This window comes from Clostridium sp. TJA020, assembly GCF_058310295.1.
Genome location: NZ_JBZEFC010000003.1, coordinates 72,291 through 98,327 on the forward strand (window position 1 = coordinate 72,291; position 26,037 = coordinate 98,327).

The 26,037-nt window shown below is 26.0% G+C and carries 26 protein-coding genes; 4 read left to right on the forward strand and 22 right to left on the reverse strand.

What is annotated here, in order from left to right; genetic code table 11:
* Positions 1-8: 8 nt before the first annotated feature.
* The 3 genes from AC4FQ1_RS06315 to AC4FQ1_RS06325 form a co-directional block, all read right to left on the reverse strand.
* Positions 9-980 (reverse strand): RluA family pseudouridine synthase, encoded by a 972-nt coding sequence (locus AC4FQ1_RS06315; protein WP_303130126.1) that lies wholly within the window; start codon positions 978-980, stop codon positions 9-11.
* 67 nt (positions 981-1,047) lie between these two features.
* On the reverse strand, positions 1,048-2,232 hold the full coding sequence (locus tag AC4FQ1_RS06320) for a M20 metallopeptidase family protein (protein WP_491169255.1): 1,185 nt from the start codon (positions 2,230-2,232) through the stop codon (positions 1,048-1,050).
* An 89-nt stretch (positions 2,233-2,321) separates the two neighbouring features.
* Positions 2,322-4,337 (reverse strand): ATP-dependent helicase, encoded by a 2,016-nt coding sequence (locus AC4FQ1_RS06325; protein WP_491169415.1) that lies wholly within the window; start codon positions 4,335-4,337, stop codon positions 2,322-2,324.
* A gap of 110 nt (positions 4,338-4,447) precedes the next feature.
* Between AC4FQ1_RS06325 and AC4FQ1_RS06330 the strand changes: the two genes are divergently transcribed.
* A complete protein-coding gene (locus tag AC4FQ1_RS06330; RefSeq protein ID WP_303130124.1) occupies positions 4,448-5,923 on the forward strand; it encodes a nicotinate phosphoribosyltransferase in 1,476 nt (491 codons plus the stop codon).
* A 73-nt stretch (positions 5,924-5,996) separates the two neighbouring features.
* On the opposite strand, the gene AC4FQ1_RS06335 is transcribed toward AC4FQ1_RS06330, so the two are convergent.
* Both AC4FQ1_RS06335 and AC4FQ1_RS06340 read right to left on the reverse strand, forming a co-directional pair.
* The gene (locus AC4FQ1_RS06335; RefSeq protein ID WP_303130123.1) at positions 5,997-6,143 is read right to left on the reverse strand and encodes a hypothetical protein; all 147 of its coding nucleotides are present in this window, start codon (positions 6,141-6,143) and stop codon (positions 5,997-5,999) included.
* Positions 6,144-6,274: 131 nt separating this feature from the next.
* Positions 6,275-6,604 carry a hypothetical protein gene (locus tag AC4FQ1_RS06340; protein WP_303130122.1) on the reverse strand — a complete coding sequence of 110 codons (330 nt, stop codon included), beginning with the start codon at positions 6,602-6,604 and terminating at the stop codon, positions 6,275-6,277.
* Positions 6,605-6,968: 364 nt separating this feature from the next.
* Here AC4FQ1_RS06340 and perR point away from each other — a divergent pair, with 364 nt between their 5' ends.
* Positions 6,969-7,376: a transcriptional regulator PerR gene (gene perR, locus AC4FQ1_RS06345; protein ID WP_303130121.1), complete on the forward strand. Its 408-nt coding sequence runs from the start codon at positions 6,969-6,971 to the stop codon at positions 7,374-7,376.
* A gap of 42 nt (positions 7,377-7,418) precedes the next feature.
* Here the strand turns inward: perR and AC4FQ1_RS06350 are convergent, their stop codons facing one another.
* Positions 7,419-8,636, reverse strand: coding sequence for an extracellular solute-binding protein (locus AC4FQ1_RS06350; protein WP_491169256.1), 1,218 nt, complete (start codon positions 8,634-8,636; stop codon positions 7,419-7,421).
* An 89-nt stretch (positions 8,637-8,725) separates the two neighbouring features.
* Here AC4FQ1_RS06350 and AC4FQ1_RS06355 point away from each other — a divergent pair, with 89 nt between their 5' ends.
* Entirely contained in the window at positions 8,726-9,631 is a 906-nt protein-coding gene (locus tag AC4FQ1_RS06355; protein ID WP_491147768.1) for a hypothetical protein, read from the forward strand.
* 128 nt (positions 9,632-9,759) lie between these two features.
* Here AC4FQ1_RS06355 and AC4FQ1_RS06360 read toward each other — a convergent pair whose 3' ends face one another.
* The 12 genes from AC4FQ1_RS06360 to AC4FQ1_RS06415 all read right to left on the reverse strand — a co-directional run bounded on the left by AC4FQ1_RS06360 (position 9,760) and on the right by AC4FQ1_RS06415 (position 21,056).
* On the reverse strand, positions 9,760-10,338 hold the full coding sequence (locus AC4FQ1_RS06360) for a hypothetical protein (RefSeq protein WP_491147769.1): 579 nt from the start codon (positions 10,336-10,338) through the stop codon (positions 9,760-9,762).
* Between the two features lie 147 nt (positions 10,339-10,485).
* On the reverse strand, positions 10,486-10,758 hold the full coding sequence (locus AC4FQ1_RS06365) for a hypothetical protein (RefSeq protein ID WP_491147771.1): 273 nt from the start codon (positions 10,756-10,758) through the stop codon (positions 10,486-10,488).
* A gap of 45 nt (positions 10,759-10,803) precedes the next feature.
* Complete coding sequence (locus tag AC4FQ1_RS06370) at positions 10,804-11,322, reverse strand: hypothetical protein (protein WP_491147773.1); 519 nt, start codon at positions 11,320-11,322, stop codon at positions 10,804-10,806.
* A 150-nt stretch (positions 11,323-11,472) separates the two neighbouring features.
* The gene (yihA, locus tag AC4FQ1_RS06375) at positions 11,473-12,069 is read right to left on the reverse strand and encodes a ribosome biogenesis GTP-binding protein YihA/YsxC (protein WP_303130113.1); all 597 of its coding nucleotides are present in this window, start codon (positions 12,067-12,069) and stop codon (positions 11,473-11,475) included.
* A 14-nt stretch (positions 12,070-12,083) separates the two neighbouring features.
* On the reverse strand, positions 12,084-14,393 hold the full coding sequence (lon, locus tag AC4FQ1_RS06380; protein ID WP_491147776.1) for an endopeptidase La: 2,310 nt from the start codon (positions 14,391-14,393) through the stop codon (positions 12,084-12,086).
* A gap of 129 nt (positions 14,394-14,522) precedes the next feature.
* On the reverse strand, positions 14,523-15,821 hold the full coding sequence (clpX, locus tag AC4FQ1_RS06385) for an ATP-dependent Clp protease ATP-binding subunit ClpX (protein WP_491147778.1): 1,299 nt from the start codon (positions 15,819-15,821) through the stop codon (positions 14,523-14,525).
* 26 nt (positions 15,822-15,847) lie between these two features.
* On the reverse strand, positions 15,848-16,444 hold the full coding sequence (clpP, locus tag AC4FQ1_RS06390; RefSeq protein ID WP_303131189.1) for an ATP-dependent Clp endopeptidase proteolytic subunit ClpP: 597 nt from the start codon (positions 16,442-16,444) through the stop codon (positions 15,848-15,850).
* A 148-nt stretch (positions 16,445-16,592) separates the two neighbouring features.
* Positions 16,593-17,876 (reverse strand): trigger factor, encoded by a 1,284-nt coding sequence (tig, locus tag AC4FQ1_RS06395; RefSeq protein WP_491147780.1) that lies wholly within the window; start codon positions 17,874-17,876, stop codon positions 16,593-16,595.
* Between the two features lie 97 nt (positions 17,877-17,973).
* The gene (locus AC4FQ1_RS06400) at positions 17,974-18,795 is read right to left on the reverse strand and encodes a hypothetical protein (protein ID WP_491169257.1); all 822 of its coding nucleotides are present in this window, start codon (positions 18,793-18,795) and stop codon (positions 17,974-17,976) included.
* Between the two features lie 75 nt (positions 18,796-18,870).
* Positions 18,871-19,023 carry a hypothetical protein gene (locus AC4FQ1_RS06405; protein ID WP_491169258.1) on the reverse strand — a complete coding sequence of 51 codons (153 nt, stop codon included), beginning with the start codon at positions 19,021-19,023 and terminating at the stop codon, positions 18,871-18,873.
* Between the two features lie 384 nt (positions 19,024-19,407).
* A complete protein-coding gene (locus tag AC4FQ1_RS06410) occupies positions 19,408-20,601 on the reverse strand; it encodes a TcaA 3rd/4th domain-containing protein (RefSeq protein WP_491169259.1) in 1,194 nt (397 codons plus the stop codon).
* A gap of 104 nt (positions 20,602-20,705) precedes the next feature.
* Entirely contained in the window at positions 20,706-21,056 is a 351-nt protein-coding gene (locus AC4FQ1_RS06415) for a hypothetical protein (protein ID WP_303128808.1), read from the reverse strand.
* Between the two features lie 95 nt (positions 21,057-21,151).
* On the opposite strand from AC4FQ1_RS06415, the gene AC4FQ1_RS06420 reads away from it, so the two are divergent.
* A complete protein-coding gene (locus tag AC4FQ1_RS06420; protein WP_491169260.1) occupies positions 21,152-21,925 on the forward strand; it encodes a histidinol phosphate phosphatase in 774 nt (257 codons plus the stop codon).
* Positions 21,926-21,978: 53 nt separating this feature from the next.
* Here the strand turns inward: AC4FQ1_RS06420 and AC4FQ1_RS06425 are convergent, their stop codons facing one another.
* The 4 genes from AC4FQ1_RS06425 to cax all read right to left on the reverse strand — a co-directional run bounded on the left by AC4FQ1_RS06425 (position 21,979) and on the right by cax (position 25,859).
* On the reverse strand, positions 21,979-22,944 hold the full coding sequence (locus AC4FQ1_RS06425) for an aromatic acid exporter family protein (protein ID WP_491169261.1): 966 nt from the start codon (positions 22,942-22,944) through the stop codon (positions 21,979-21,981).
* Positions 22,945-22,960: 16 nt separating this feature from the next.
* Complete coding sequence (locus tag AC4FQ1_RS06430) at positions 22,961-24,160, reverse strand: alanyl-tRNA editing protein (RefSeq protein ID WP_491169262.1); 1,200 nt, start codon at positions 24,158-24,160, stop codon at positions 22,961-22,963.
* 108 nt (positions 24,161-24,268) lie between these two features.
* A complete protein-coding gene (locus tag AC4FQ1_RS06435; protein WP_491169263.1) occupies positions 24,269-24,784 on the reverse strand; it encodes a nitroreductase family protein in 516 nt (171 codons plus the stop codon).
* Positions 24,785-24,815: 31 nt separating this feature from the next.
* Positions 24,816-25,859, reverse strand: coding sequence for a calcium/proton exchanger (gene cax / locus AC4FQ1_RS06440; RefSeq protein WP_303128797.1), 1,044 nt, complete (start codon positions 25,857-25,859; stop codon positions 24,816-24,818).
* Positions 25,860-26,037: the final 178 nt, after the last annotated feature.

The following is a 26,037-nucleotide window of genomic DNA, read 5'->3' on the forward strand; positions in this document are numbered from 1 at the left end:
TCCCCTATCTATAATCTAATTTTAAATACATCGTGCTTAATTTTCTTAAATATAGGTGGAAGAGCTTCTACTATAATTTTATTTTTCAAATAAGCAAGTTTTCCGTCTACATTTTTAAAGTTTAATTTATATGCATATAAGAACTGATAATTTAATCCATATTTATTTAAGAAATGTGAATTTAATTTCTTATCTCCATACTTAGTATCCCCTATTATAGGATTACCAATGTGTGAAAGATGCGCTCTTATTTGATGACTTCTTCCTGTTATTAAATCAATTTCTAAAAGTGAAAATAATCCATCACTCTGGATTGTTTTAACTTCCATTGATATTTCTTTTGAATCTCTTACTTTATTATCATAAACCTTTGATATGTTGCTTTCTTCATTTTTTAATATGTAACCTTTATAAAGTCCGTCCTTTATTCTTCCCTTAACTAAAGCCATATAGTATTTTTTGACTTTACCTTCTCTAATTATCTCATTAAGCTCTCTTAATCCTTCAAAGTTTTTACCAAAAACTACAACACCTGAAGTATTTCTATCAAGTCTATTGCATGGTGCTGGAGTAAATGTTACTTCTTTTTCTGGAAGATAATCTCCTTTTTCATTTAAATAAGATAAAACATAATCAGTAAGTGTTGGTATTTTTTTATTTGTATCAGGGTGAACTAATACTCCTGGCCACTTTTCAACTACAACCATATTTTCATCTTCATAAACTATCTTTAATGACCTTGCATCAACTTTTATAAAGTTATCTTCTCTCTCAGTCATTTTTTTACTTTGTATATATCTAACTTCAACTACATCATTTATTTCTAATGTATATTTTTCCTTTTGTTTCTTACCATTTACTCTTATGTCACCTTTTCTAAGTGCTTTAAATATTGCACTTAACGGAACATCCTTAAGTAATTTTCTTAAGAATTTATCTAGCCTCTGGCCAGCTTCATTAGCTCCTATTTCTATTCTCACTATATAATCACTCCTATTTAAAGTTCTTTAGTAAATCTTTTTCTCATTTTTATAGATTAATCTTTATTTATTCCATTGTCAAATAATCGAAGGCTGATTGACACTGAATAGCAACTCCTAATGGTATCGCATCTTCATCTATATCAAACAAACTACTATGAGCTGATTTATCCGTTCCCTTATCTATATTTGCTGTTCCTAGAAAATAAAATGCTGAATCTCTTTCCATTGCAAAGTATGCAAAGCTTTCTACCCCCATGCTTGGCGCCTTTTGCTCTAATACATTTTCATTGCCTAATACGCTTATTGCAGCATTTTTTACTAAATCTACACATTCGTCATTATTTATAAGGCATGGATAGCTTTCTTCTATTGTAACTTCTGCCTTTCCTCTTCCAGTCATAGCTATTCCTTCTGATATTTCACAAACTCTTTTACATGCAAAATATCTATCTTCTGGAGTCATAGTTCTTATAATACCTGATATTTCTACTGACTCTGGAATTATATTTTGAGCTGTTCCTCCATGGAAAGTTCCAACTGTAACGATAGCAGGATTAACAGCTGAAATTTCTCTACTAACTATTGTTTGAAGTGTTGATACAACATTTGCACCAATAACTATTGGATCTATAGTTGCACTTGGTGATGCTCCATGTCCACCACTTCCTGTTATTTTTATTTTATATGGATTTGATGCAGCATTTACTACACCTTTTTTTATTTTTATTTTTCCACATTCAACATCCTCTGCTACATGAAGACCTATAACTCTTGAAACTTTAGGATTTTCAAGTACTCCTTCTTTAATCATTACACTAGCTCCACCTGTAGTCTCTTCTGCTGGCTCAAATAATAATTTTATATTTCCACTGAATAAATGTTTATTATCATTTAATATTTTTGCAGCCCCTAAAAGAATTGTTGTGTGAGCATCATGTCCACAGGCATGCATTCTTCCTGGAATTTTTGAACTATATTCACAAACCTTTTTATCTTGTATTGGAAGTGCATCCATATCAGCTCTTAATGCAATTGTCTTTACAGGACCTTCTTTAGTTCCCTTTATAATTCCACATACTCCTGTAGTAGCTACACTTATATATTCAATACCTTCCCTTTTTAAAAAGTCTTTTATTAAATTTGAAGTTCTTACTTCTTCAAATCCAACCTCTGGGTGCATATGTATATCTCTTCTTATGTTTATTAATTCTTCTTTTATCTTATTTGCTTCGTCTTTAAAATTAATCATTTTATCCCTCCTTATTTTAAAGGTACTATTTAAAACTCCTAGAGTTAATTATACCATTTTTTTAAGTTATATTTTATAATTTATAACTATCATCCTATTATTGTGATTAAATTTCTTTCTAACAATACTTTTATAGAAAAAGTTCTAGAAGTACCATCTTCAAATAATATTTTTATTTTATCACCATCTATACTATCTATAACCCCATGCTCTTTTCTTCCATTATGAAATATATTTACTCCTCTTTTAAATTCACTTGGAACTTCATCATCATTTTTAAATTCAGTTTCTTCTATAAACCTAGAAATCTCCTTAAATTTTCCTCCCTTAGTCTTTGGAGAATATATATATAAATTATCTATAGCTCTTGTTATTCCAACATAAAAAAGTCTTCTTTCTTCTTCTATATTTTCTTCTCCAGCTGATACATGAGGAATTGTATCTTCGTTACAATTTACAAGAAACACATTTTTAAATTCCATTCCCTTAACTCTATGTATAGTGCTTAATATTACCCTATCTTCATCTTTTCTATTTTTTGAGTTTTCTATTTCTTCTTTTACATTTTCTATATGGCTAAAAAACTCAAATATTGTATTAAATCCATTAGCTGAAATTTTAAATTCTTCTATTATTTCTTCTAAATCATCTATATTTTGATTAAACTTATTACAATACTCTTTTAAATAATCTAAATATCCTAAATCACTTATTATAAATTGAATTGCACTATTTAATGACAATTTTGATAAATAATTTATATCTTTTTTTAACTCATCTAACTTTTTAGCTTGAAATGGTGGTGTATCTTTTTTCTCTATCAAAATATCAAATGGATTTTTATACTCCTTAAAATTTCTTACATAATCTAAACTACTTTTACTAACATATCTAAAAGGTTTATTTATTATTTTTAAAAACATTTCCCTATTATTAGGATCTATTGAAAGATTTAAATAATTTAAAATATCCTTACATATAAAATGTTCAAAAAAATTATATTCTTTATCTAATAAAGTAAAAGGAATTTTCTTTCTAGTAAATATATCAATAAAAGTCATTGATTCTATATTGGTTCTATATAAAATTATATTATCTTTATAATTATAGCCTTTATTTTTTACTAAAGATTTTATTTCATCAACTATACTTTCTCCTTGAATTTGTTCATCATAAGGTTTATTTATCTTTATAATTCCATCAATATCTTTATTAGCTATAATATGTTTTTTGTTTCTTTGAATATTTTTTTCTATAATACATTTAGCTCCATCTATTATATTTTTAGAACTTCTATAATTTTTAGATAAATAATATTTTTTTGCATCTTTAAATATTTTATTATATATAACCATATACTCTGGCTTTGAACCTCTAAATGAATATATACATTGATCTTCATCTCCTACTGCAAATAAATGATTATATTCTCCTTCATTCATCATCTTTAAAAATTGTATTTGAAGTTCATCACAATCTTGAAATTCATCTACCAATATATATTTAAATAAATTTTTATAACCTTCCTTAAGTCTACTATCTTTTTCAAGAAGATTTATAACTTTAATTGCTAAATCATCAAAATCCCACAAATTATTTTTTTCTTTATATTCACTATAAGATTTAAAACAATCTTCAAATATTTCTTTTGTTAATGATGGTTTAAATTCACTTAAATTTACTCTAGATGTTTTAAATAAAGATATATTATTTATTACTTCTTTTATTTTATCTTCATTTATATCATCAAAATACTTTTTTAAAACACTTTCTATTAGCTTATTTACTTTATACCCTTCTATTATATTTATTTCATAACCTTCTCTAATTAGCATTTTATAAAAAAGTCCATGAAATGTTCCAAAAAAAGGTGAATTAACTCTATCGAATCTATTTTTATATCTATCTTTCATGTTTAATGCAGCAGCTTTGGTAAATGTTATAACTATTATATTCTTGTTATATATATTAAGCTCTCTAACTAAATAATCTATTCTATTTATTATAACTGTTGTCTTTCCAGAACCTGGAGCTGCAACAACTAAAATATTTCTTTCTTTAGCATTTACAGCTTCATTTTGAAATGAATCTAATTTCAAAAAAATTCCCTCCTCTATTATTGATTATTGCCACATCTTATAGGGAATAACTATATTGTAATAATTCTATTTAAGTTGTACAATAGTTTTAAGTATTTTTTTAGAGGAGTTGACTTATGAATAGTATAACAACTTTTGATGTTAGAGATAACAGAAACCTAACTATGTTAGTTGATTTTTATGAATTAACTATGGGAAATGGTTACTTTGAAAAAGGGATTCAAGATAGAATAGCTTATTTTGATATGTACTTTAGAAGAGTTCCAGATGGTGGTGGATATTGTATAATGGCTGGTGTTAAGCAATTAATAGAATATCTTAGTTCACTAAAATTTACAGAAGATGATATAGCTTACCTGAAATCTAAAAATATTTTTTCAGATAGCTTTTTAGAATATCTTAAAAATTTCAAATTTACTTGTGATGTTTGGGCTGTTCCAGAAGGAAATCCAGTATTCCCAAATCAACCACTTGTTACAGTAAAGGGACCTGTTGTTCAAGCACAATTTATCGAAACTATGATTTTATTAACAGTTAATCATCAAACTCTTATAGCTACTAAAGCTAATAGAATTTGTAGAGCTGCAAATGGAAAAACAGTTATGGAATTTGGATCAAGACGTGCTCAAGGTTATGATGGAGCAATATATGGAGCAAGAGCTGCTATGATTGGTGGTTGTAATGCTACTGCATGTACTATAGCAGATCAACGTTTTGATATACCAGCAGTTGGTACTATGGCTCATAGTTGGATTCAATTATTTGATACTGAATATGAAGCATTTAAAACTTGGGCTGAAGTTTATCCTGACAATTGTCTTTTACTTGTTGATACATACAATGTTTTAAAATCCGGAATACCAAATGCTATAAAAGTATTTGATGAAATTTTAAAGCCACTTGGAAAAAGACCTGTCGGTATAAGAATAGATTCTGGTGATATAACTTATTTAACTAAAAAGTGTAGAGAAATATTAGATAAAGCTGGATATAAGGATTGTAAAATTGTTGTTTCAAATTCTTTAGATGAATATATTATTAGAGATGTATTAAGTCAAGGCGCTTGTATTGATTCTTTTGGTGTTGGTGAAAGACTTATAACAGCTAAATCAGAGCCTGTATTTGGTGGTGTTTATAAGTTAGTAGCTGTAGAAAAAGAAGGTAAAATAGTTCCTAAAATAAAAATAAGTGAAAATAACGAAAAGATAACAAATCCAGGTTTTAAGAAAACAATAAGAATTTTTGATAAAACTACACATACAGCAATAGCAGATTTAATAATGTTACATGATGAAATAATAAACGAAAATGAACCTTTAACTATATTCCATCCTATTCACACATGGAAAAAGAAAAGATTAACTAATTACTATGTTAAAGATTTAATGGTTAAAATTTTTGATAAAGGAACATTAGTTTATAATTCTCCATCTGTAATGGAAATAAGAGATTATGCTAAAAAAGAAACTGAAAAACTTTGGCCTGAAGTTTTAAGATTTGAAAATCCTCATACTTATTATGTTGATTTATCTGATAAACTATGGTCCTTAAAGCAAACTTTACTTCATTCAACAACAAACTTTTACTCATAACAATAAAAATAACATTGATATTTAAGTATCAATGTTATTTTTATTTTAAATATTATTTTATAAATTATATTTTCTATAGTTCTATAAGTTTAAAATCATTAAATTCTAAATATTCTCTAAAGACGCATTCATCACTTTTTTCTAACTCTTGAACTATAGGACATTCTTTATAACAGTTAACCTGTTCTTCTTCCGTTGACCAAAACGGACACATTCTCATATTTCCTCACCCCATAAAGTACCTTATATACATCTTCATTATATATTAACTTTTTTTAAAAATAAATACTTTTTACAATTTTTATAATAATTGTAAAATAAAAAGAACCTCATTAAATGAGGTTCCTTTTATTATCTTAAACAACCAGTATTTTTTCCTACTGATATATCTATTATTTCATTTTGGAATGCTTTTAATAAAGCTTTTTCTAATACTTTTTCTTTATTAAAGTTTTCTATATTTTTGCATACAGCAAAAACTTTATTAGTTTCTCCATTTATGTTTCTATATGTAAGTGTAACATTAGGCTTATCATACTCTACTTTTAATATTTTTATTCCCCATGAAATTTGAGCAAAATCATTTTCTATATGTAATCTAGTTAATTCTTTAAGTTTTTCCTTTTCTTCATTAGGATCATTTATTATTAATAACTCGTCTCCAACTTTATATTTACTCATAGTAATTCCTCCTAGAATTATATTTTTTAATATATATTACCATTTTAGTTTTTTGGGTTCAACTATACTTTACTCTAAAATTTAAATTTAATTCTTTATTAAAATTTAAATGTAAAAAAATATAGAACAGTCTTTATTGCTGTTCTATGTAAAATGAAATGAACACGGAATTTGTTAATCAATTAACAACTTTGTTTATATTTTAACATTGTTTATTATAAATATCAAGTAATTTTTTTAAATATTATTTTTGTTATTTAATATATATTATTAGTAAATTATGATAATTTTTTAATACTTATTGACTATGTGATTTAAAAAGCATATAATAACAATAGTATTACAGGTTAAGGAGTGTAAAAGTATGGAGAATATAACAGCTATTTTCAAAGAGAAAAAGCTTAAGTTAACACCTCAAAGACTTGCTGTTTATAAATATTTAATGAGTACAAAAGAACACCCATCAGCTGAAGTAATATATAAAGCTATACAGAAAGATTTTCCTACTATGAGTTTAGCTACTGTTTATAAAGCTTTAAAAACTTTAGTTGAGGTTGGTTTAGTTCAAGAATTAAATGTAGGCGAAGGCAACTTTAGATATGACGGAAATATGAATTCACACCCTCATATACAATGTATTAATTGTGGTAAAGTAGATGATTTAATGAATATATCTTTAGATCATTTAAATAGTGAGGTTGAACAAAAGTCAAATTATAAAGTTTTATCTAACCAAACTTATTTCTACGGTCTTTGTAAGGATTGTCAATAGACATTACTATAAAATAAAAAGCAAATCATTAATGATTTGCTTTTATTTTTTATCTAAAATCCTATTCCATTCTTTACCGTCATATTTTCCACTTAATACATTTCTACATTCGTCATTTATTTTTTTTATATTTTCGTTTGAAATTACATTAAAATATACTTTGTTTATTTCTTCCGCACTTGATATCCCATTTGCCATTTTTATTTGAACACCTTGTAGGTTGCTATCAGCAATTTTGTTTCCTGTTATATAATTTTTTGAAGATATTTTTTGAAAAATTCCACTATTTATAATATATCTAAAAAATTTATCAACAGCATCAAAATTTTTACTTCCTACAGATGAACACAATATTGTATCTGTTAATATTGGTGAATTTACTATTTTATTGTTTATATGCATTTGATCTACTACACCTATATTATCAGAATCGCTTTTTATATCATTAGCTCCTAAAGTAGTCATTAAAACGACAGGGGTTTTTCCCTCATTGAATTTCTTTACAGCATCATCATCTTCTATAAACATATTTTCTTTTATTATATTTTTATTATATAAATCATTCATTATATCAAATATTTTTTGACCATTTTCTATAGAATATATCTTCTTATCCATGTCATTTATGTAATCTAGCTTATACATATCATATATTATACTATCATTTGCTATTAATGCACTTATTAATAATTCTTTACTATACTCACTGTACATCTTTGTAGGTATTTTTATATTTTTCTCATTTAATTTTTTAAATAAATAATTTAAATCATTTTCCTCTACTGTTATACCTAATTTTTCAAGTTCAGTTTTATTATAAACAAGTGATACTGAATACGGACTAAGGCCTAATCCAAAATTTCTTCCTTCAAAAATACCATATAAAGTACTTATATCTGTAAATTCTTGTTTTGTCTTTTCAGATTTAAAAAGATATGTAAGCTCTCTTAAAATTCCCTTTAAATTATAATCACTAAATCTATAACCATCTAATAGTAATAAACAGCTTTCTTTATCTTCTGTAATTTTCTTTAACATCTCTTCATTACTCTTTAAAGGAACTATATTTATTTTTATACCTTCTTCTTTTTCATATTCCTTTATTATTTCTGGTATATAGCTTATAGATTTTGTATCTATAGTATTATAATACAAATTTAAAGTATTTTCATCATTATTATTATTTTTTTTCATACTACACCCAAAAATACTTATAGCCATAATACTAATTAAACTTAAAACTAATATTTTTTTGTTCATTTTAAACCTCCTCCTTTCTTATTATAGTTTACCTAAGTATTCATTAAATTATATATGTTTCATATACTTTATTGAAGGAGGTTTTTTACATGAATAAAATTTTTAAAACTTTATCCCTATCTATTTTTGTTTTAGTATTTGTTATATTTATAATATATTTAACTAAAGTTAATTACAAAGAAACAATAAATGTAACATCTCCAACAGTATTACAAAACAATTCAAATGTAGATTTAAATAATGATGGTAACTTTGAAAGTATAAAAATAATTCAAATAGATAACAATAAACAAGATATTGAGATAACTACAATTGATAAAACATTTCTTTTAAGTTCATTAACAAAAAATAATTATTTATCTAATTGTAGCAATTCATACTCTATTAAAGTTCGATTATTAAATATTTCAAGAGATAATAAACCTAGGATATTAGTTCAAGGATATTTAAAAGAAAAACCTGTAACATATTTATTTTCTTATACTGATAAAAATTTCAAATTAGAATACTACTGTAATAACAGCAATATTTCTGGAATTATAGATTCTAATCTTAATAGAACCCCACAAATAGCTTTTTTTAATAGCTCTGATTTAAATAAGTCCTTTAAAAACTTTATGATAATAAATAATAATTTAATAGATATAAGTAAAAATTCAATTAAGACATATGGAGCATCAGAAATATTAAAATTAATTGATATTATATGCTTAGAATATGAAGTAGTTGATTATCCCAATATTTTTCATAAAAATGCAACTGATGATTCAATATCACCTATATGGTCTTTAAATAAAAATGATTTTATGTATTCCTTTAAAAATGGATTTTTTTATGACAACGAAGTTGATAAAAATGGTGTCCTACAAAATATCTCTTGGTCTCTACAATTTGAAAAAATTAATAAAATCTCTAATGAAAAAGAAATTTTCAAATTAAATGTTGAATCTTCAAGAGATGAAAATAATAATTTTAAAATATCTAGCATAAAATAAAAGGCCGCTCGTGCGGCCTAAAAGGGGGATGGGGGGGTGCTATATTAAATATAATATAGCTTGTAGGAGAACATTTCTCCGGTACAATTATATTATTGACTACATATAAAAGTTTTATACAATATTTCTTAATCTAAATCTCCTTTTTTATATAGTCCTATAATCTTATCTACAAATTCAACTCGATCTCCTGACACTGCATTTCTAAGGGCTAATAACATATCCATATTAGGATCTCCCGTATTGTATTTGTTACTTTTCTTTTTATTGTTATTATTTTTATTTTGATTGCTTTGATTATTCATATTATTCATTTGCATAAGTTGAGCTATAATTGCCATAGGATTTAAATTTCCCATATTATTCATACCATTTCCATTAAAATTTCCCATATTAGCACTCATGTTATTAAGAAATTCCATAGGATTCATATTATTTACATTCATATTATTTTGACTTGCATTTGAATTATCATTTTGATTAGTGTTTTGACTATTGTTAAATCCATTCATGTTTGGAAATGAACTTAAATCAATTCCTTCCTTCTCCATAGATGCAATTATGTTGTTTAACTTATTCTGATCTATATTCCCAATCATATTCATAAGTTGATTTGGATCTATACCAAACGGATTATTATTCAAATCATTAAATGACATATGTTTTTCATTAGAATCACTCTTACTTCTATGCCTTTTTTTAGCCATATTAGCTCCTCCCAAAAACTATTTTAATTCTATTATATGTATATATTTTGTATTGGTTATTATTTTTGAGCTTTTTTTTGGAGGGTATAAAACCCTCCAACAATTATCAATTTATATTAAATTGATTAATTTATTTTATTATACTAATTAGTATCTTCCATAACCTGTTCCGCATCCACAACAACAGAAAATTAAGATTATTATAATCCACCAATTACCAAATCCATTATTTCCGCATCCATCATTTCCGCATCCACCACAGTTTCCAAATCCATTATTTCCACAGCAACATAAAAGTAATATTATTATAATCCACCACCAGCATCCATCGCCAAATCCATCATGATTATGAACTGGAGCTTGAGCATAAGGTGAAACTACGATAGTTCTATCATTACAACAACAATTTTTGTGTGACATAAAAAATTCCTCCTTTATCTATCCAAATCTATTTAATTTATTTTACTAGCATCCACAATTGTTTCCACAGTTTCCAAATCCATTATTTCCACAGCAACAGAAAATTAAAATTATTATAATCCACCACCAACAGTTTCCATATCCACCATATCCACCGTATCCATCATAAGCTGGATAAGCGTTAGCACCTTGTAATCCACATTCTGGTACATATACTGTTTGTTTTACTTTTTTAAATTTAGGTTCATCACAGCAACAACAGCAACAACAATTTTTACTCATATCATTATACCCTCCATATCCATAGTTATTTCTTTGGCAACCACACCAAGCTAATAATAAAATTAGTATGAGCCATGTGTTATTTCCACAACCACAGTTATTTCCGCAATTAAAATTATCATCACAATTCCAATCACATCCACAACCATCATAATCTCCTATTCCATCATCAAAATTGCAATCAAATTCATTTTCATCAAAATTACAACATTCGTCATTACAATTGCAATCATCTGAATCCGGACAATCACTGAAGCCATTTAGGATATCATTAATCTCCATATATCTCTTCTGACCTCCTCCTTATTTGTTTTTATAGTATATATTATTCTTCAGCAAATTATTTGACACTATTTTTTTAAATTAAGATAAAGTTCTACAAAATAAAAAAGGTTTAAAGAAAGTTAAAATAACTTCTTTAAACCTTTTTTGTTATTCAGTATCTTCAGCTACATCTCCAAATAAATTTTCAATTATTTGTTCTGTACCTTTTTTAGTAAGTGATGAGTAAAAATATAATTTATCTTCTTTATCTAACTTAAGAGTATCTCTTATAACTTTTTCACTCTTTCTTAAATTATTATTAGATAATTTATCACTTTTAGTTGCTACAACTATTACGTCATAACCATAGTGTTTTATCCACTCATGCATCATAACATCATCTGCTGTTGGCTTATGTCTAGAATCAACTAAAAGAATTACTCTCTTTAATTCTTCTCTTCCATTTAGGTAGGTTTCAATTACCTTTCCCCAACTTTCCTTTTCTTTTTTAGAAACTTTAGCATATCCATATCCTGGTAAATCAACTAAATAAAAATCATTATTTATTAAGAAAAAATTTATAAGTCTAGTCTTTCCTGGAGTTTGACTTACCTTAGCTAATTTTCTTCTATTAGTTAAAGCATTTATTATTGAACTTTTTCCAACATTTGATCTTCCAACAAAAGCAACTTCAACTCTATTATCAACTGGATATTGGCTTTGCTTAACTGCCGATGTTATAAATTCAGATTGTTTTATTCTCACGTTTATCACTCCAATTATTTTACTATTGCATTATTTAAAACAGTATCAATTTGTTCTGCAACTATTATATTTAATCCCTTTTTAATAGATGCTGGTATACTTTCTATATCTTTTTCATTTCCTTTAGGAATTATTATAGTATCTACACCAGCTCTAACAGCTGCAAGTGATTTTTCTTTAAGTCCACCTATTGGTAAAACTCTTCCTGTTAAAGTTATTTCACCTGTCATTGCCACATTATGTTTAACAGGCTTATTTGATAATGCTGAAACTAATGAAGTTATCATAGTAACCCCAGCAGATGGTCCATCTTTAGGCACTGCCCCCTCTGGAACATGTATATGAATATCTTTATTTTTATAAAAATCTAAATCTATTCCATACTTACCTGCATTAGCTCTAACATAAGTAAGGGCTGCTTTTGCTGATTCTTGCATAACATCTCCAAGCTTACCTGTTAATTGTAATTTCCCTGTACCTTCCATAATCATAGCTTCAACCGGAAGTGTATCTCCTCCATAAGCAGTCCATGCAAGTCCTGTAACAACACCTATTTTATCTTCCATATCAATTTTATCATAATTAAATACTTTTTTACCTAATAGACTCTCCACTTTCTTAGAATTTATACTTAATTTTTCTTTATTTTTCTTTATCATTTCTGTTATAGCTTTTCTAAGAATAGAAGATATAACTCTTTTTAAACTTCTAACTCCTGATTCTCTAGTATATCCCTCAATCATTTCTTTTATAGCAGAATCACTTATTTTTATATTATTTTCTTCTAAGTTATATTCTCTTAAAAGTTTTGGAATTAAATGATCTTTAGCTATATGGAATTTTTCTTCATAAGTATATCCTGATACCTCGATAACTTCCATTCTATCAAGTAATGCTCTAGGTATAGTATCCAAACTATTTGCAGTAGCAATAAAAAATACATTAGATAAATTAATTGGTAATTCTAAATAATTATCTCTAAAATTAAAGTTTTGTTCACTATCTAAAACTTCAAGAAGAGCATCTGCAGGATCCCCCTTATAATCTGAACTAATTTTATCAATTTCATCAAATAATATAAGAGGATTATTTGTTCCTGTTTCTTTTAAAGAATATGCTATTCTACCTGGTATAGCACCTACATAAGTTTTTCTATGACCTCTTATTTCTGACTCATCTTTCATCCCTCCCAAGGCTATTCTTGAATACTTTCTATTCATAGCCTCAGCTATTGATTTAGCTATAGATGTTTTACCAACACCAGGAGGTCCCACCAAGCAAAGTATAGGTCCCTTCATACTTTTACTCATTTGCTTAACTGCTAAATATTCAATAATTCTTGTTTTTACATCTTTTAGTCCATAATGTTCATTGTTTAATACATCTTCTGCCTTATTTATATTGATTGTATCTTTGCTACTCTTTTTCCAAGGCATGTCCAGTATCCAATCAAGATATGTTTTTATTACAGCTTCCTCTGAACTTGATGGTCCCATACTTTTTAATCTATTTAGCTCATATTCAGCCTTTTCCTTAACTTCTTTTGGAAGTTTCGCATTAGAAATTTTATCTTCATATTTTTTAATTTCAATCTTAGTCTCATCATCTTCGCCAAGTTCTTCTTGAATAACTTTAAGCTGTTCTCTTAAATAATATTCTTTTTGGCTCTTCTCAGTATTTTCTTTTACTTTATTAGAAATCTTTTTTTGAATTGTTATAATTTGAATTTCTTCATGAATCATAACTAACATTCTTTCAATTCTTTTCTTTAAATCTATAGTTTCTAATAATTCTTGTCTATAATCTTCTCTAGTTATAGCAACCGTGCTTACCATATCTACAAATTCATGAACTTTATTATCAATTTCTATGGCTTTTATAATATCCTTAGAACTTTCTCCTGTAAGTTTCATAAATTTTATAAATATACTCTTTAAAGATTTTATATAAGCTTCTATTTCAACACCTTTTACTTCTTCTTCTTTAATTCTCTCTAATTCAACTTCTAAATAAACTTTTTTAGCCTGATATTTTTTAATTTTAGCTCTTTCTTTTCCTTCAACTAATACTCTTATAACATTATCAGGTAGCTTTATTATCTGTTTTATATCACATATTGTTCCAACATTGTTTATATCACTTTTTTTAGGATCATCTATTTCTGGATCTTTTTGCGGAGCCAAAAATATTTTCTCTCCATTTTGCATAGCTGCCTCAACAGCTGCTTTTGATTTATCTCTTCCAACATCAAAGTGAGTTACCATATTCGGAAAAATAGTTATTCCCCTTAGAGGAATTAAAGGAAGAATATTTTCATTTGTCATACCTATCTTCCTCCTATATTAATAATTATTATTTTTATTAGACTTAATAAGTATACCATAACCATAACTTTTTTCAATAATTCCATCTATTAAGAAAAAAACACTCTTATTAAAAAGAGTGTTTTTTATTTAAGCTGTTTCCATATCATCTTTATTTTTTAATGATTTTTCAGCAAGAGAAGGTCTAACTGAGCCTTCTGGTAATCTTTGAATTTCTGGCTTTGAACCTTTTTTAATAGTATCTTCTGTAATAGTTACCTTTGTTATTCTTTCGTCTGAAGGAATTTCAAACATTATATCCATCATCATTTCTTCTATTATAGCTCTTAAACCTCTTGCCCCAGTATTTCTGCTCATAGCTTCATCTGCTATAGCATCTAATGCTTTTTCTGTAAATCCTAATTCTACATCATCAAGCTCAAATAATTTTTTATATTGCTTAACTAAAGCATTTTTTGGTTCACATAATATTTTAACTAAAGCTTTTTTATCAAGAGATTCTAAAGTTACTAATATAGGTAATCTACCAACAAATTCTGGTATTAATCCAAACTTTAAAAGATCTCCTGGCATTATTTCTTTAAATAATGTCCCTAAATCTTTTTCTTGTTTTGATTGTATATCTGCTCCAAAACCTATTGAACTTTTTCTAGTTCTCTTTTCAATTATTTTATCTATTCCATCAAACGCTCCACCACAAATAAATAATATATTTGAAGTATTTATTTGTAATAAATCTTGATGAGGATGTTTCCTTCCACCTTGTGGTGGTACTGAGGCAACAGTTCCTTCTAATATTTTTAAAAGGGCTTGTTGTACACCTTCACCTGATACATCTCTTGTAATTGATGGATTTTCAGATTTTCTTGCAATTTTATCTATTTCATCAATATATATTATACCTTTTTCAGCTTTCTCTATATCAAAATCAGCATTTTGTATTAGCTTTAAAAGAATATTTTCTACATCTTCACCAACATATCCAGCTTCAGTTAATGTTGTTGCATCTGCTATTGCAAATGGAACATTTAATACTTTAGCTAATGTTTGTGCTAATAATGTTTTACCTGAACCTGTTGGTCCTAATAATAATATATTACTCTTTTGAAGTTCTACATCATCATTTGATGACTTTTTACTGTTAATTCTTTTATAGTGGTTATAAACAGCAACAGCTAATGACTTTTTAGCTGAATCTTGCCCTATAATATATGAATCAAGATATTCTTTAATTTCTTGTGGCTTTGGTAATTCTTCTGTCATTACATCGCTTGTTTCTTCGAATTCATCCTCAATAATTTCTGAGCATAATTCTATACATTCATCACAAATATATACTCCAGGACCAGCTATTAATCTTTTAACTTGATCTTGACCTTTACCACAAAAAGAACACTTTAATTGTTTCTTTTCTTCATATTTAGCCATATTTTCACCTCACTGTATGGCAAACCTTAAGCTTTTTCTATTTCATTCTTAGTTATAACTTTATCAACTAATCCATATTCCATAGCTTCATCTGCTTCTAAGAAGTAATCTCTTTCAACATCTGCTTTTATTTGCTCTAAAGGTTTACCTGTATTTTCACTTAGTATTTGATTTAATTTATCTTTTATTCTTAGAATTCTCTTTGCATGTATATCAATGTCTGTTGCTTGACCTTGGAATCCACCTAATGGTTGGTGTATCATTATTTCAGCATTTGGAAGAGCATATCTTTTTCCTTTTTGTCCTGATGAAAGCAAAAAAGCTCCCATTGATGCAGCCATTCCTATACATATAGTGCAAACATCTGGCTTTATATATTGCATAGTATCATATATAGCCATACCTGATGTTATTGATCCTCCTGGACTGTTTATGTAAACATAAATATCCTTATCTGGATCCTCACTTTCTAAAAATAATAATTGTGCTACTACTAAATTTGAAGTAACATCATTTATTTCACCATTAATCATTATTATTCTATCTTTTAATAGTCTTGAGAAGATATCATAACTTCTTTCTCCTCTATTAGTTTGTTCAACAACCATTGGAACTAAACTCATAATCGTTCCCTCCTTTTTAATGTAACTTAAATAAAATTATACTCTAAGATTATTCTTTTGTTAATATTTTTATTTGAAATAATTGCCAGAAAATACTTTTCTGGCAATTATCTTATAGTTACATTTATTAAATTTTAATATATCAAAACTATTTGCAGTTATCTTCTAATAACTTTATTGTTTTTGCAATAACGATATCTCTTTCTATCATAGCTTTTTGAGTTTGCATTAACATTTCAGCCATTTTTTCAGCTTCATCTCCTGCATACATTTTAGCTATTTCAGTAGCTTTTTCTTTAACTTCTTCTTCTGTAGCTTCTATTTTTTCAGCTTTAGCTATTGCTTCTAAAACTAAGTCAGCTTTAACTTTCTTATCTGCATTTTCTTTCATGTAAGCTCTCATTTTTTCTTCAGTGCTTCCAGTGAATTGCATGTATTGTTCTAATGATAATCCTTGGTATTTTAATCTATTTTCAAGATCTCTAACCATGTTATCTATTTCTTTTTCTACCATTACTTCTGGAACTTCCATTTTTGAATTTTCAATAACAGCTGTTATTAAAGCATCTTCGTATTCTCTTTCTAATGAAGCTTTCTTAGTTTCTTCAATTTTTCCTTTGATATCTGCTTTTAATTCATCTAAAGTATTAAACTCTGATACTTCTTTAGCAAATTCATCATCTAACTTTGGTAATTCTTTAACTTTTATTTCTTTTACTTTAACTTCAAAAGTAGCTTCTTTACCATTTAATTCTTCTCTTCCGTAGTTTTCTGGGAAAGTAACTTTAACTTCTTTTTCTTCTTCAACACTTAATCCAATTAATTGATCTTCAAAGTTATCTATGAATGAACCTGATCCAATTTCTAATGAATAATCATGTCCTTCTCCACCTTCAAAAGCAACTCCATCTATAAATCCTTTAAAATCTATAACAGCTATATCACCTTTTTCGATAGCTCCATCTTCTTTAGTTTCTATTCTAGCATTTTGTTGTTGCATATTTTTTAATTGTGCTTCAATTTCTGAATCTTCAACAACAGCTTCTTTCTTTTCTACATTTAATCCTTTGTATTCTCCAAGTTCGATTTCTGGATATAAAGTAACTTCAGCAGTATAAACTAAATCTTTACCTTCTCCAACTTCTAAAACATCTACTTTTGGAAAATCAACTGGTCTTAAGTTGTTTTCTTCTATTAATTTTGGATATGTTTCATTTATTACAGTGTTTATAGCATCTTCAAAAAGTACTTCTATTCCGTAGTGCTTCTTAACCATTGCCATTGGCACTTTACCTTTTCTGAATCCAGGTACACTGAATCTATTTTTATTTTTGTTGTATGCTTTATTTAAAGCGGCAGTAAATTTTTCTGCCTCTACTTTTACTTCAAATTTAACAACATTAGCTTCTATCTTTTCCATTTTAGCTTCCATTTGCTCTTCCTCCTAAAATAGTTCTTTAATCACATTTATTAACTAGGTTATTATAACATAAATTTCTACTTATTATCAAACCATTTGTTATATATAGTTATTTTGAAGTATTATCACTTAAAATACTCCCCTTATTGTTTAATATATATTCAGTTTTGTCAATTTTAACTTCTATTCCTTTTTTATCTACAACTTTTCCAAACTCTATATTTTTACCACCAGACTTTGGTACAATTTTTTGAGTTTCATTTTTCAAATTATATATCCAAATATATTGTTTCTTTGCTGCACTTCCAAAGTAAGGTAAGTTACTTACATAAGCGATATTTTCATTATCTATAAATTTAGCTTGTGAATGCCATATATAACCCTTATATTTATTTAACATAACATCTTTTGGATATTTTTCTCGTTTAGTTGAAATATATTCTTTTCTTGTTATATCTTTAATTTTGCCATCTATATCAATTATTTTCAAATTTTGATCTTTATCTAAAACTAAAATCATTTGTTTATCAGGAGATATATCATAGCTTATTCCCTTTTTATCTTCTATTCCTATAAATTCTTTTTTATTATCTTTTTCTTCGTATTCACATTTTATAGTATCATTTTTGCTAAGCTTTACTTCAAGTTCTTTTTTCTTTGGAGCTTCTTCTTTAACTTCTTCTTGCTTTGGAGGAGCTTCCTCAACTATTTCTTTTGGCGTTTCAGGCTTATTATTGTTGTTTGTGCTATCACTATCAACCCACGCTTGTAATTTTGACCTTACATTTGAAAAATCCATATCTTCTATTTTAAGCTTATAAATTAGTATACCCGTTATTATGGCCGCTAAAATAACGCCTATAGTTATTTTTATTTTTCTTTTTTTCATTTTTCTTTCGTAATCTTTACTAAAAATACTTGGTTTCGCCAAAATATTCCCTCCTAATTTTATTAACTATTGATATTTATTATATAATATAAATCTTATCAAATAATAAAATTTTTCTTATTTTTCTTTATTTTTATTTTTGCATTTACAATTACATTGTCTTATTCCTAATTCACTTTGTTCTTTCTTTGTAAGCTTAGCTATATTTTCTGTATACCCTTCATATTCTGGTGTATCTTTTAAATGTGTTTTTTTCTCTATTCTTAACATAAATTTTCTACTCCTTCATTAATTAATAAACTACATTTTATCATAAATAAGCTATCATAATAATAAATAATAACTTATTTATAACTTTATTAATAAATACAATTTTCTATTTTTAAATACATTTTAAACTATATATTAACAAACAGTAAAAATATATCTTTTTATTTGATTTATTTTTTTATTTTAGTTATAATTATATTAACAAATAAATAAAACAAATTTGCCCATACCACTCTATTAGCAAACGCTATAGAGTTTAAATAAACCCCACAAAATGTTCATTTATTCCCTTTCTTAAATGAACATAACCCTTTAACCTGTGCTAATTTTAGTACAGGTTTTTTTATTTAAATCATACATGCAATCAAGGCATGTATGATTTATTTACAATGAAAAATTTTCTATATCTGTTATAATCCATTCATTATTCTTATATAATACTTTTGTTAAAAACTTTTTGCTTTTTTCTTCCCTACCAATTCCAAATAAAACTTTACTAGTATCATAATTTGCATTACAAACAACGGTCCCTACATACTCTCCATTTTTATATTGAAATTTACTTTTTTCCTTATCTAATTCTAGAGATATTAAGGTATATTTATTTTTTAATATAAAATATTTTTCTTCTAATATAGAATATATTTTATTTTTAGTTCCCTCTGTTGTTAGTTGTATTTTATTTTTATCTTCATTATTTAAGGAATTAAACACACTCTTATAAAATAAATTCATAGTATTATCTATCTCACTCCAAAGCTTATCATTAGTTATATTTAAATTTAATGATATATTTGGAACATCTTTTACTGTTACTTCTTCCCCTTTTATTGTTCCCCAAGGGAAATTATTACTTAGTGAGAGCTTTATACTTCCGTCTGATGGCATAGGTCCTATATTTTTAAAATCAGAAACTTTTATTTCACTATTTTCTCCATTTACAAGTACATTAGCATCTTTAAACTCACTTTCTACACTAACTAATAATCCATTTAATTTAAGTTCTACATCCTTATTATCCATTAAAACAATATTTTCTGTTGATTTAATTTCACCATATTTATTTTTAAGATTTCCACTTAATTTATAAATACCAGGTATTAAATTTTTTAATACTTCACCTTGCTTTATACTATTATCATTTAAATAAATAGAAGCATCTTTATAATTACTTGTAACTTTTAACTCTAAAGTTTTTAAACTTATATAATAATCATCTAAAAATAATCCTTTATCTTCTTTAAGTTCAAATACCTTACTTTTACCAGTACTATTTAAAGCATCTACTATAGTATTTACTTCTGAGTTTTCTCCTTTATAATATTCTATTAAAGGCTTTAATTCTTTTCTTGAAATTTTCTTTCCATTTATTCTTAGTACATCTTTAAGTTTATTATAGCTTCCCTCTTCAAGTCCTAATTCAAATTTTTTCATTACACTTTCTTTATTACTATTAATACTTCCTAACATGTAACCCATTATTAAAAATATCATTAATACAGAAAAAACAACTATAATTTTATTTTTTATAATAAATACTTTTATATCTCCCATTAATTCTTTTAATTTTTCTCTCAAATAACTCCCACCTCATTACTTTTTACATATATAATACCCTTTATACAATAAAAATCAATATTTTTATATAAAAAAACGAGTGAATAATTCACTCGTACAAACTATTAGTCCATTGATTCTAAAATATCTATTATCCATTTACCACAATCAACACATTTATAAACTCTTATAACAAAAAGATCAAACTTTTCATTTTTAAGAACATTTTCATATTGCTCTTTTTCTTCTTTTGTTACAAATTCATCATTAGAATTTATATATCCATGTATTTCAACATAATAATTTTTCTTACTTATCTTACAGCACTCATTAATTTCAACACATTCAATTTCTTCATAAGTTAAATTATCTTCTAATTCTTTAATAATTGGAATTATATCCTCAAATTCATTAATATCATCTAAAAAGTCTTCTTCATAAAAAGACATATCTTTTATTTTAAATAATTCTTTCATAATACATCCTCCTTATTATAGGCCTTAATCTTCTTTATTATAATACTATGCTATAATATAAAAAAGCAATTTTATAATTGGAGGTGCTTAAATTCATGATTTTTGATAGTCATATGCATACAGAATTATCTTCTGATAGCAAAATGTTATTATCTGATATTTTAGATAAATCTTCTAAGCTTAATATAGGATGTATATTAACAGAACACTTAGATTTAAATTATCCAGTAGAGGATTTATTTAAAGTTGACTGCAAATTATTCTTTGAAAAATACTCAAAATATAGAAATGATAATTTACTTTTAGGAATAGAAGTTGGTCTTTCTAAAACTATAATTGAAGAGGCTACTTTAATTACAAATTCTTTTCCTTTTGATTTTATTTTAGGTTCAATACATTCTATTAATAATATAGATATTTTTTCAGACTCTAATAAAGATAATATGTCAAAAGAAGAATTTTTCAAATCATATTTTGAAGAAATGTTAAATGATATAAAGCTTTTTGATAACTTTGATTCATTAGCTCATATAGATTATCCTTGTAGATATTTACACTTTAAAGACAATAATATATATTTATCTGAATATGAAAATTATATAAATGAAATTTTTAAAGTTTTAATTAAAAAAAATAAAGTTATTGAATTAAATACTAGAAGGTTAAATGATAAGAAAGCTATTGATTCATTAATACCTATATATAAAAGATACAGAGAATTAGGTGGCAAGTATGTAACAATAGGGTCTGATTCACACAATAAAGAATCTATTGGTAAAAACTTTGATGTAGCCTTAAATATTATAAAAGAATGTAACCTTACTCCAGTTTACTTTAAGGAAAGAAAAATTCATATTATAAAATTATAAAAATAAGGTTATCTATAACGAGAGAATTTATTATCCCCTCGTTATGGACAACCTTATTTATTATTTTTATGTAATTTCATAAAATCTTTCTTTATGTATAGAAAATCTTCTAGGTCATTTAAAAATTGAAATAACATAGCTCTATTTTCAAATTCTTCTCTTGTTTTTGGAAGATCCATTTCTTTATATCTAGCTCTTAACTTATTTAAATTATATATAAGTTCTATACAATCGTTATTTGAATATATATTATTTGCAATATTTTCAGTAAACTCTGCCATTATTTTTGTTTGGTCATAAGTTATAGAAAATCTTGAAAAGTGAGAATTCATTCTCTTTATAGTTTCTAATTGTTTACTTCTCATTTCTATATAGTCTATATAATAATATTCATTTTTAAATATATAATTATTATTTATCTTATATGCTATTTCTCTAGTTTCTTCTATTACTCTATCTATTTCTCTAAGTCTTTTTCTTTCATTTATGGGAACTGCCTTTACTAATAAACTCTTTGACATATCGTTTATTATATCCCTATAAGTCTCTTCTATTTTTTCTTTATTTTTATTAAATTCATCACTTAAAGATGGCATATATAAGTTAAAAAGTGAAGCTACTCCTATTCCTATTAAAGTAACTAGTTCCTCATTTATTATCCATGTTAAATCTATATTAGAACTTACAAGAAGATGTGTTGATAAAACAGCTCCAACCACCATACCTTCTTCTACTTTTAAAATTTTAGTAGCAGGAATAAAAATAAGTAAAAATAACCCAAATACTATTGAATCATTTCCAAGCATAACATACAAAATATAAGACAATCCAACTGCTATAGTTGCAGCTATTAATCTTCTAAAGCCAACTAATAATGCTTCTTTTTTTGTTCTTTGTATACTAAGTATTGCTATTATCCCTGCTGTAACACCAAACTTTAATCCTAATGCTTCTGCTATCATTATAGCCATAGTAGCTGATGTAGCCATTTTAAATGTATTATTAGTTAAAATTTTCATATATTCCCCTAAATTATTATTTTAAATTTTCTTTTATTTTCATAAAAGCATAATCTAAAACAGATTCTAAATTATTATTATTTTTTCCTCCGCCTTGTGCAAGTATTGAATTTCCACCACCTCTTCCATCAATTAAACTAATTGAATCTTTAAGTAAATCATTCATACTTATATTTACTCCCTTTGAGCATGAATAAATCAAATTAGCTCTTTCACCATTTTTAACTGCAAATAAAGCTATTACGTTATCACACTCTGAAAGTTTTGTAGCTATTTTGCTAATATATTTCACATCTTCATTATCATATATTTCTTTAATTACAGATATATTTCCTATCTTAGGCGAATTTTCGATAAGTTCCTTTCCTTTGTAATCTGAAATTTCTAATGTAAGACTTCTATTTTTACTATTTAGCTCTTTAACTTCTTCATTTAATTTTTTAATACTATTTATAGCTTCTTTATCATTACAACTTAAAAAATTACATATACTCCTTGAAAATTCATCTTTTTTTAGATAATCTATTATGGCTCTATTTCCTGCTAAATATTCTATTCTTGTATTTCCTTTGTGCTTTTCAAATCTTAAAAGCTTTATACATTGAAGTTCTATCGTTCTACTTGGGTGTACTCCACAACATGCATTTATATCCAAGTCTTCAATTTTTACTACCCTAATCTTTTCATTTGTTTTAGGTAAATCTCTTCTAAGTCCTAACTTTTTAAGTTCTCTTTTCTCAGGCAATAAAAACTCAACCTTTAAATTTTCATTTATCATTTTATTAGCAAACTGCTCTGCTTCTCTTATTTTTCCTTCAGTAAGTTCCCCAACTATATCTATGGTACTTATTTCTTTTCCTAAATGAATTCCAGCTGTATTTTGATTAAACAACTTAAAGAAACATCCTGAGAGAGTATGTTGTGCTAAGTGCTGTTGCATATAATCAAATCTTCTTTCCCAATCTATTTTACATTTTACTTTATGTATTTTTATTGGTTTTTTATTTAATACATGAACTACATTTCCGTTTTCTTCATAAACATTTATAACTTCACAATTTTCTATAAATCCTATATCACAAGGTTGACCTCCCCCACCTGGAAAAAATGCAGTTTTATCCAATACAACATGGTATTCACCATTTCTTTCTACTACATTTTCAATTTCAGCTGTAAATTCCTTTATATACTGATCTATATAATATAATTTTTCCAAAAATAATCTACTTCCCTTCTAACAGTATTGTACATAGTATATCATTTATACACTAATAAATGTAACAAGAGCTTAAATACTCTATAAAATATTTAAGCTCTTACTTTATTAATATTTATTATAATGAGTTTTTGTAAAATTTAAATCCTCTAATTTATAAGCTAACTTTTCTTCATCCTTATAACCTAATGTAATTATATTTAATACTGCCATATTACTTGGTATATCTAAAACTTCTCTTACAGCATCTTCTGATGATATATTTCCAGATTTTCTATTTCTAATTTGTATCCAGCAAGAACCAAGTCCTAAATCTTCAGCTTCCAACATAATATTTGTTGATGCAATAGATGCATCTTCAATCCAAACATTACTTTTTTCAAAATCTGCTAATACTACAATAGCCACAGGTGCTGTCTTTAATGCAACTGTCCCTTTATCTTTGCACCCTTCTAATTTCTCTAATATATTTTTATCATTAATAACAATAAATTCTACTGGCTTTTTATTCATTGAAGATGGTGCAAGAAGTGCTCCCTTAAGTATTTGTTCTAATTTAAAATCTTCCACCATTTTATTTTTATATTTTCTTATACTTCTTCTTTTACTTAATAATTCAACCATAATCTAACCACCCTTTATAATATTTATTTTATTATACTATAAAAAATGAAGCTGCTATTATAATATAAACTGCTAATAATTGAACCCCTTCTAACCAATTTGATTCTCCATCTAATGCAACTTTATTTGCTATTAAAACAGAAACTATTAAAGCAACAAGTTCAAAAGGATTAAATACTATACTCATTGGCGTAAAAATCAAACTTAAAAATATTAATACTGGTGCAACAAATAATATTATTTGAAGACTTGATCCTAATGCTATCTCAACAGAAACATCCATTTTATTTTTAAGTGCCATAACTACTGCAGTACTATGTTCAGCTGCATTACCTATTATAGGTATTAATATTATACCTACAAAAAATTCACTTAGCCCTAAAGTTTTAGTTATAGGTTCAACTCCGCTTACTAAAAGTTCACTTTCTATAGCAATTAAAACTGTAGATACTGCTAAAATTAAAATTGATTTTTTCATTGACCATTTAGCATTTCCACCTTCTTCAACTTCTGAATTATATAGGTCCTTATGTGTAAAAAATGAAAAAACTAAACTTAGTATATATATGAGAAACATAATTATAGCTACTATAATACTAAGTCCTTCATATTTTGTATTTAATAATTCCGGACTTACAGTATGAGTAAATATTGCTGGTATACTAAGTCCTATAACTGCAAACAAAAGCATACTAGAACTTATATCTATAATCTTTTCATTAAATTTTTGAGTTTTATATTTTAATCCACCAGCTAACATACTAGCTCCTAAAACTAATAAAACATTTCCTATAACTGAACCTGCAATAGATGCTTTTACTACATCAAATAATCCACTTTTTAAAGCAAAAAATGATATTATAAGTTCTGTTGCATTACCAAATGTAGCATTTAAAAACCCTCCTATTTTAGGTCCTGTATAAAATGATATTTCTTCAGTAGCTTCCCCCATAAGTCCTGCAAGAGGAATTATTGAAAGTGCAGCTAATATAAATATTATTGTTGGAGATACATGCATAAATTCTGCAATAATACTTATAGGAATAAATATTAATAAGTATTTTAATATTTTCATATTCAAACCTCTTCCTAATTTAAATTTATATAAACCTTTAATATACAAAATTCTATAACTTAATTTAAATCTTTTAACTATTATTTTGACTTAATATAATAATTTTTATAATTAAAAATTATACAATATAAATATTAATAAATTTTAAATAAGAAAGCTATTAACTTCTCTAATTTCT

What these genes read in the sequence shown, in the direction of transcription:
- AC4FQ1_RS06330 (WP_303130124.1), top strand. Translation starts at nt 4,448, where the DNA reads ATGAATAGTATAACAACTTTTGATGTTAGAGATAACAGAAACCTAACT.
- AC4FQ1_RS06370 (WP_491147773.1), bottom strand. Translation starts at nt 11,322, where the DNA reads ATGGAGATTAATGATATCCTAAATGGCTTCAGTGATTGTCCGGATTCA.
- perR (WP_303130121.1), top strand. Translation starts at nt 6,969, where the DNA reads ATGGAGAATATAACAGCTATTTTCAAAGAGAAAAAGCTTAAGTTAACA.
- lon (WP_491147776.1), bottom strand. Translation starts at nt 14,393, where the DNA reads ATGACAAATGAAAATATTCTTCCTTTAATTCCTCTAAGGGGAATAACT.
- AC4FQ1_RS06365 (WP_491147771.1), bottom strand. Translation starts at nt 10,758, where the DNA reads ATGTCACACAAAAATTGTTGTTGTAATGATAGAACTATCGTAGTTTCA.
- AC4FQ1_RS06355 (WP_491147768.1), top strand. Translation starts at nt 8,726, where the DNA reads ATGAATAAAATTTTTAAAACTTTATCCCTATCTATTTTTGTTTTAGTA.
- tig (WP_491147780.1), bottom strand. Translation starts at nt 17,876, where the DNA reads ATGGAAGCTAAAATGGAAAAGATAGAAGCTAATGTTGTTAAATTTGAA.
- AC4FQ1_RS06420 (WP_491169260.1), top strand. Translation starts at nt 21,152, where the DNA reads ATGATTTTTGATAGTCATATGCATACAGAATTATCTTCTGATAGCAAA.
- AC4FQ1_RS06335 (WP_303130123.1), bottom strand. Translation starts at nt 6,143, where the DNA reads ATGAGAATGTGTCCGTTTTGGTCAACGGAAGAAGAACAGGTTAACTGT.
- AC4FQ1_RS06350 (WP_491169256.1), bottom strand. Translation starts at nt 8,636, where the DNA reads ATGAACAAAAAAATATTAGTTTTAAGTTTAATTAGTATTATGGCTATA.
- AC4FQ1_RS06415 (WP_303128808.1), bottom strand. Translation starts at nt 21,056, where the DNA reads ATGAAAGAATTATTTAAAATAAAAGATATGTCTTTTTATGAAGAAGAC.
- clpX (WP_491147778.1), bottom strand. Translation starts at nt 15,821, where the DNA reads ATGGCTAAATATGAAGAAAAGAAACAATTAAAGTGTTCTTTTTGTGGT.
- AC4FQ1_RS06340 (WP_303130122.1), bottom strand. Translation starts at nt 6,604, where the DNA reads ATGAGTAAATATAAAGTTGGAGACGAGTTATTAATAATAAATGATCCT.
- AC4FQ1_RS06320 (WP_491169255.1), bottom strand. Translation starts at nt 2,232, where the DNA reads ATGATTAATTTTAAAGACGAAGCAAATAAGATAAAAGAAGAATTAATA.
- clpP (WP_303131189.1), bottom strand. Translation starts at nt 16,444, where the DNA reads ATGAGTTTAGTTCCAATGGTTGTTGAACAAACTAATAGAGGAGAAAGA.
- AC4FQ1_RS06435 (WP_491169263.1), bottom strand. Translation starts at nt 24,784, where the DNA reads ATGGTTGAATTATTAAGTAAAAGAAGAAGTATAAGAAAATATAAAAAT.
- AC4FQ1_RS06425 (WP_491169261.1), bottom strand. Translation starts at nt 22,944, where the DNA reads ATGAAAATTTTAACTAATAATACATTTAAAATGGCTACATCAGCTACT.
- cax (WP_303128797.1), bottom strand. Translation starts at nt 25,859, where the DNA reads ATGAAAATATTAAAATACTTATTAATATTTATTCCTATAAGTATTATT.
- AC4FQ1_RS06405 (WP_491169258.1), bottom strand. Translation starts at nt 19,023, where the DNA reads ATGTTAAGAATAGAGAAAAAAACACATTTAAAAGATACACCAGAATAT.
- AC4FQ1_RS06360 (WP_491147769.1), bottom strand. Translation starts at nt 10,338, where the DNA reads ATGGCTAAAAAAAGGCATAGAAGTAAGAGTGATTCTAATGAAAAACAT.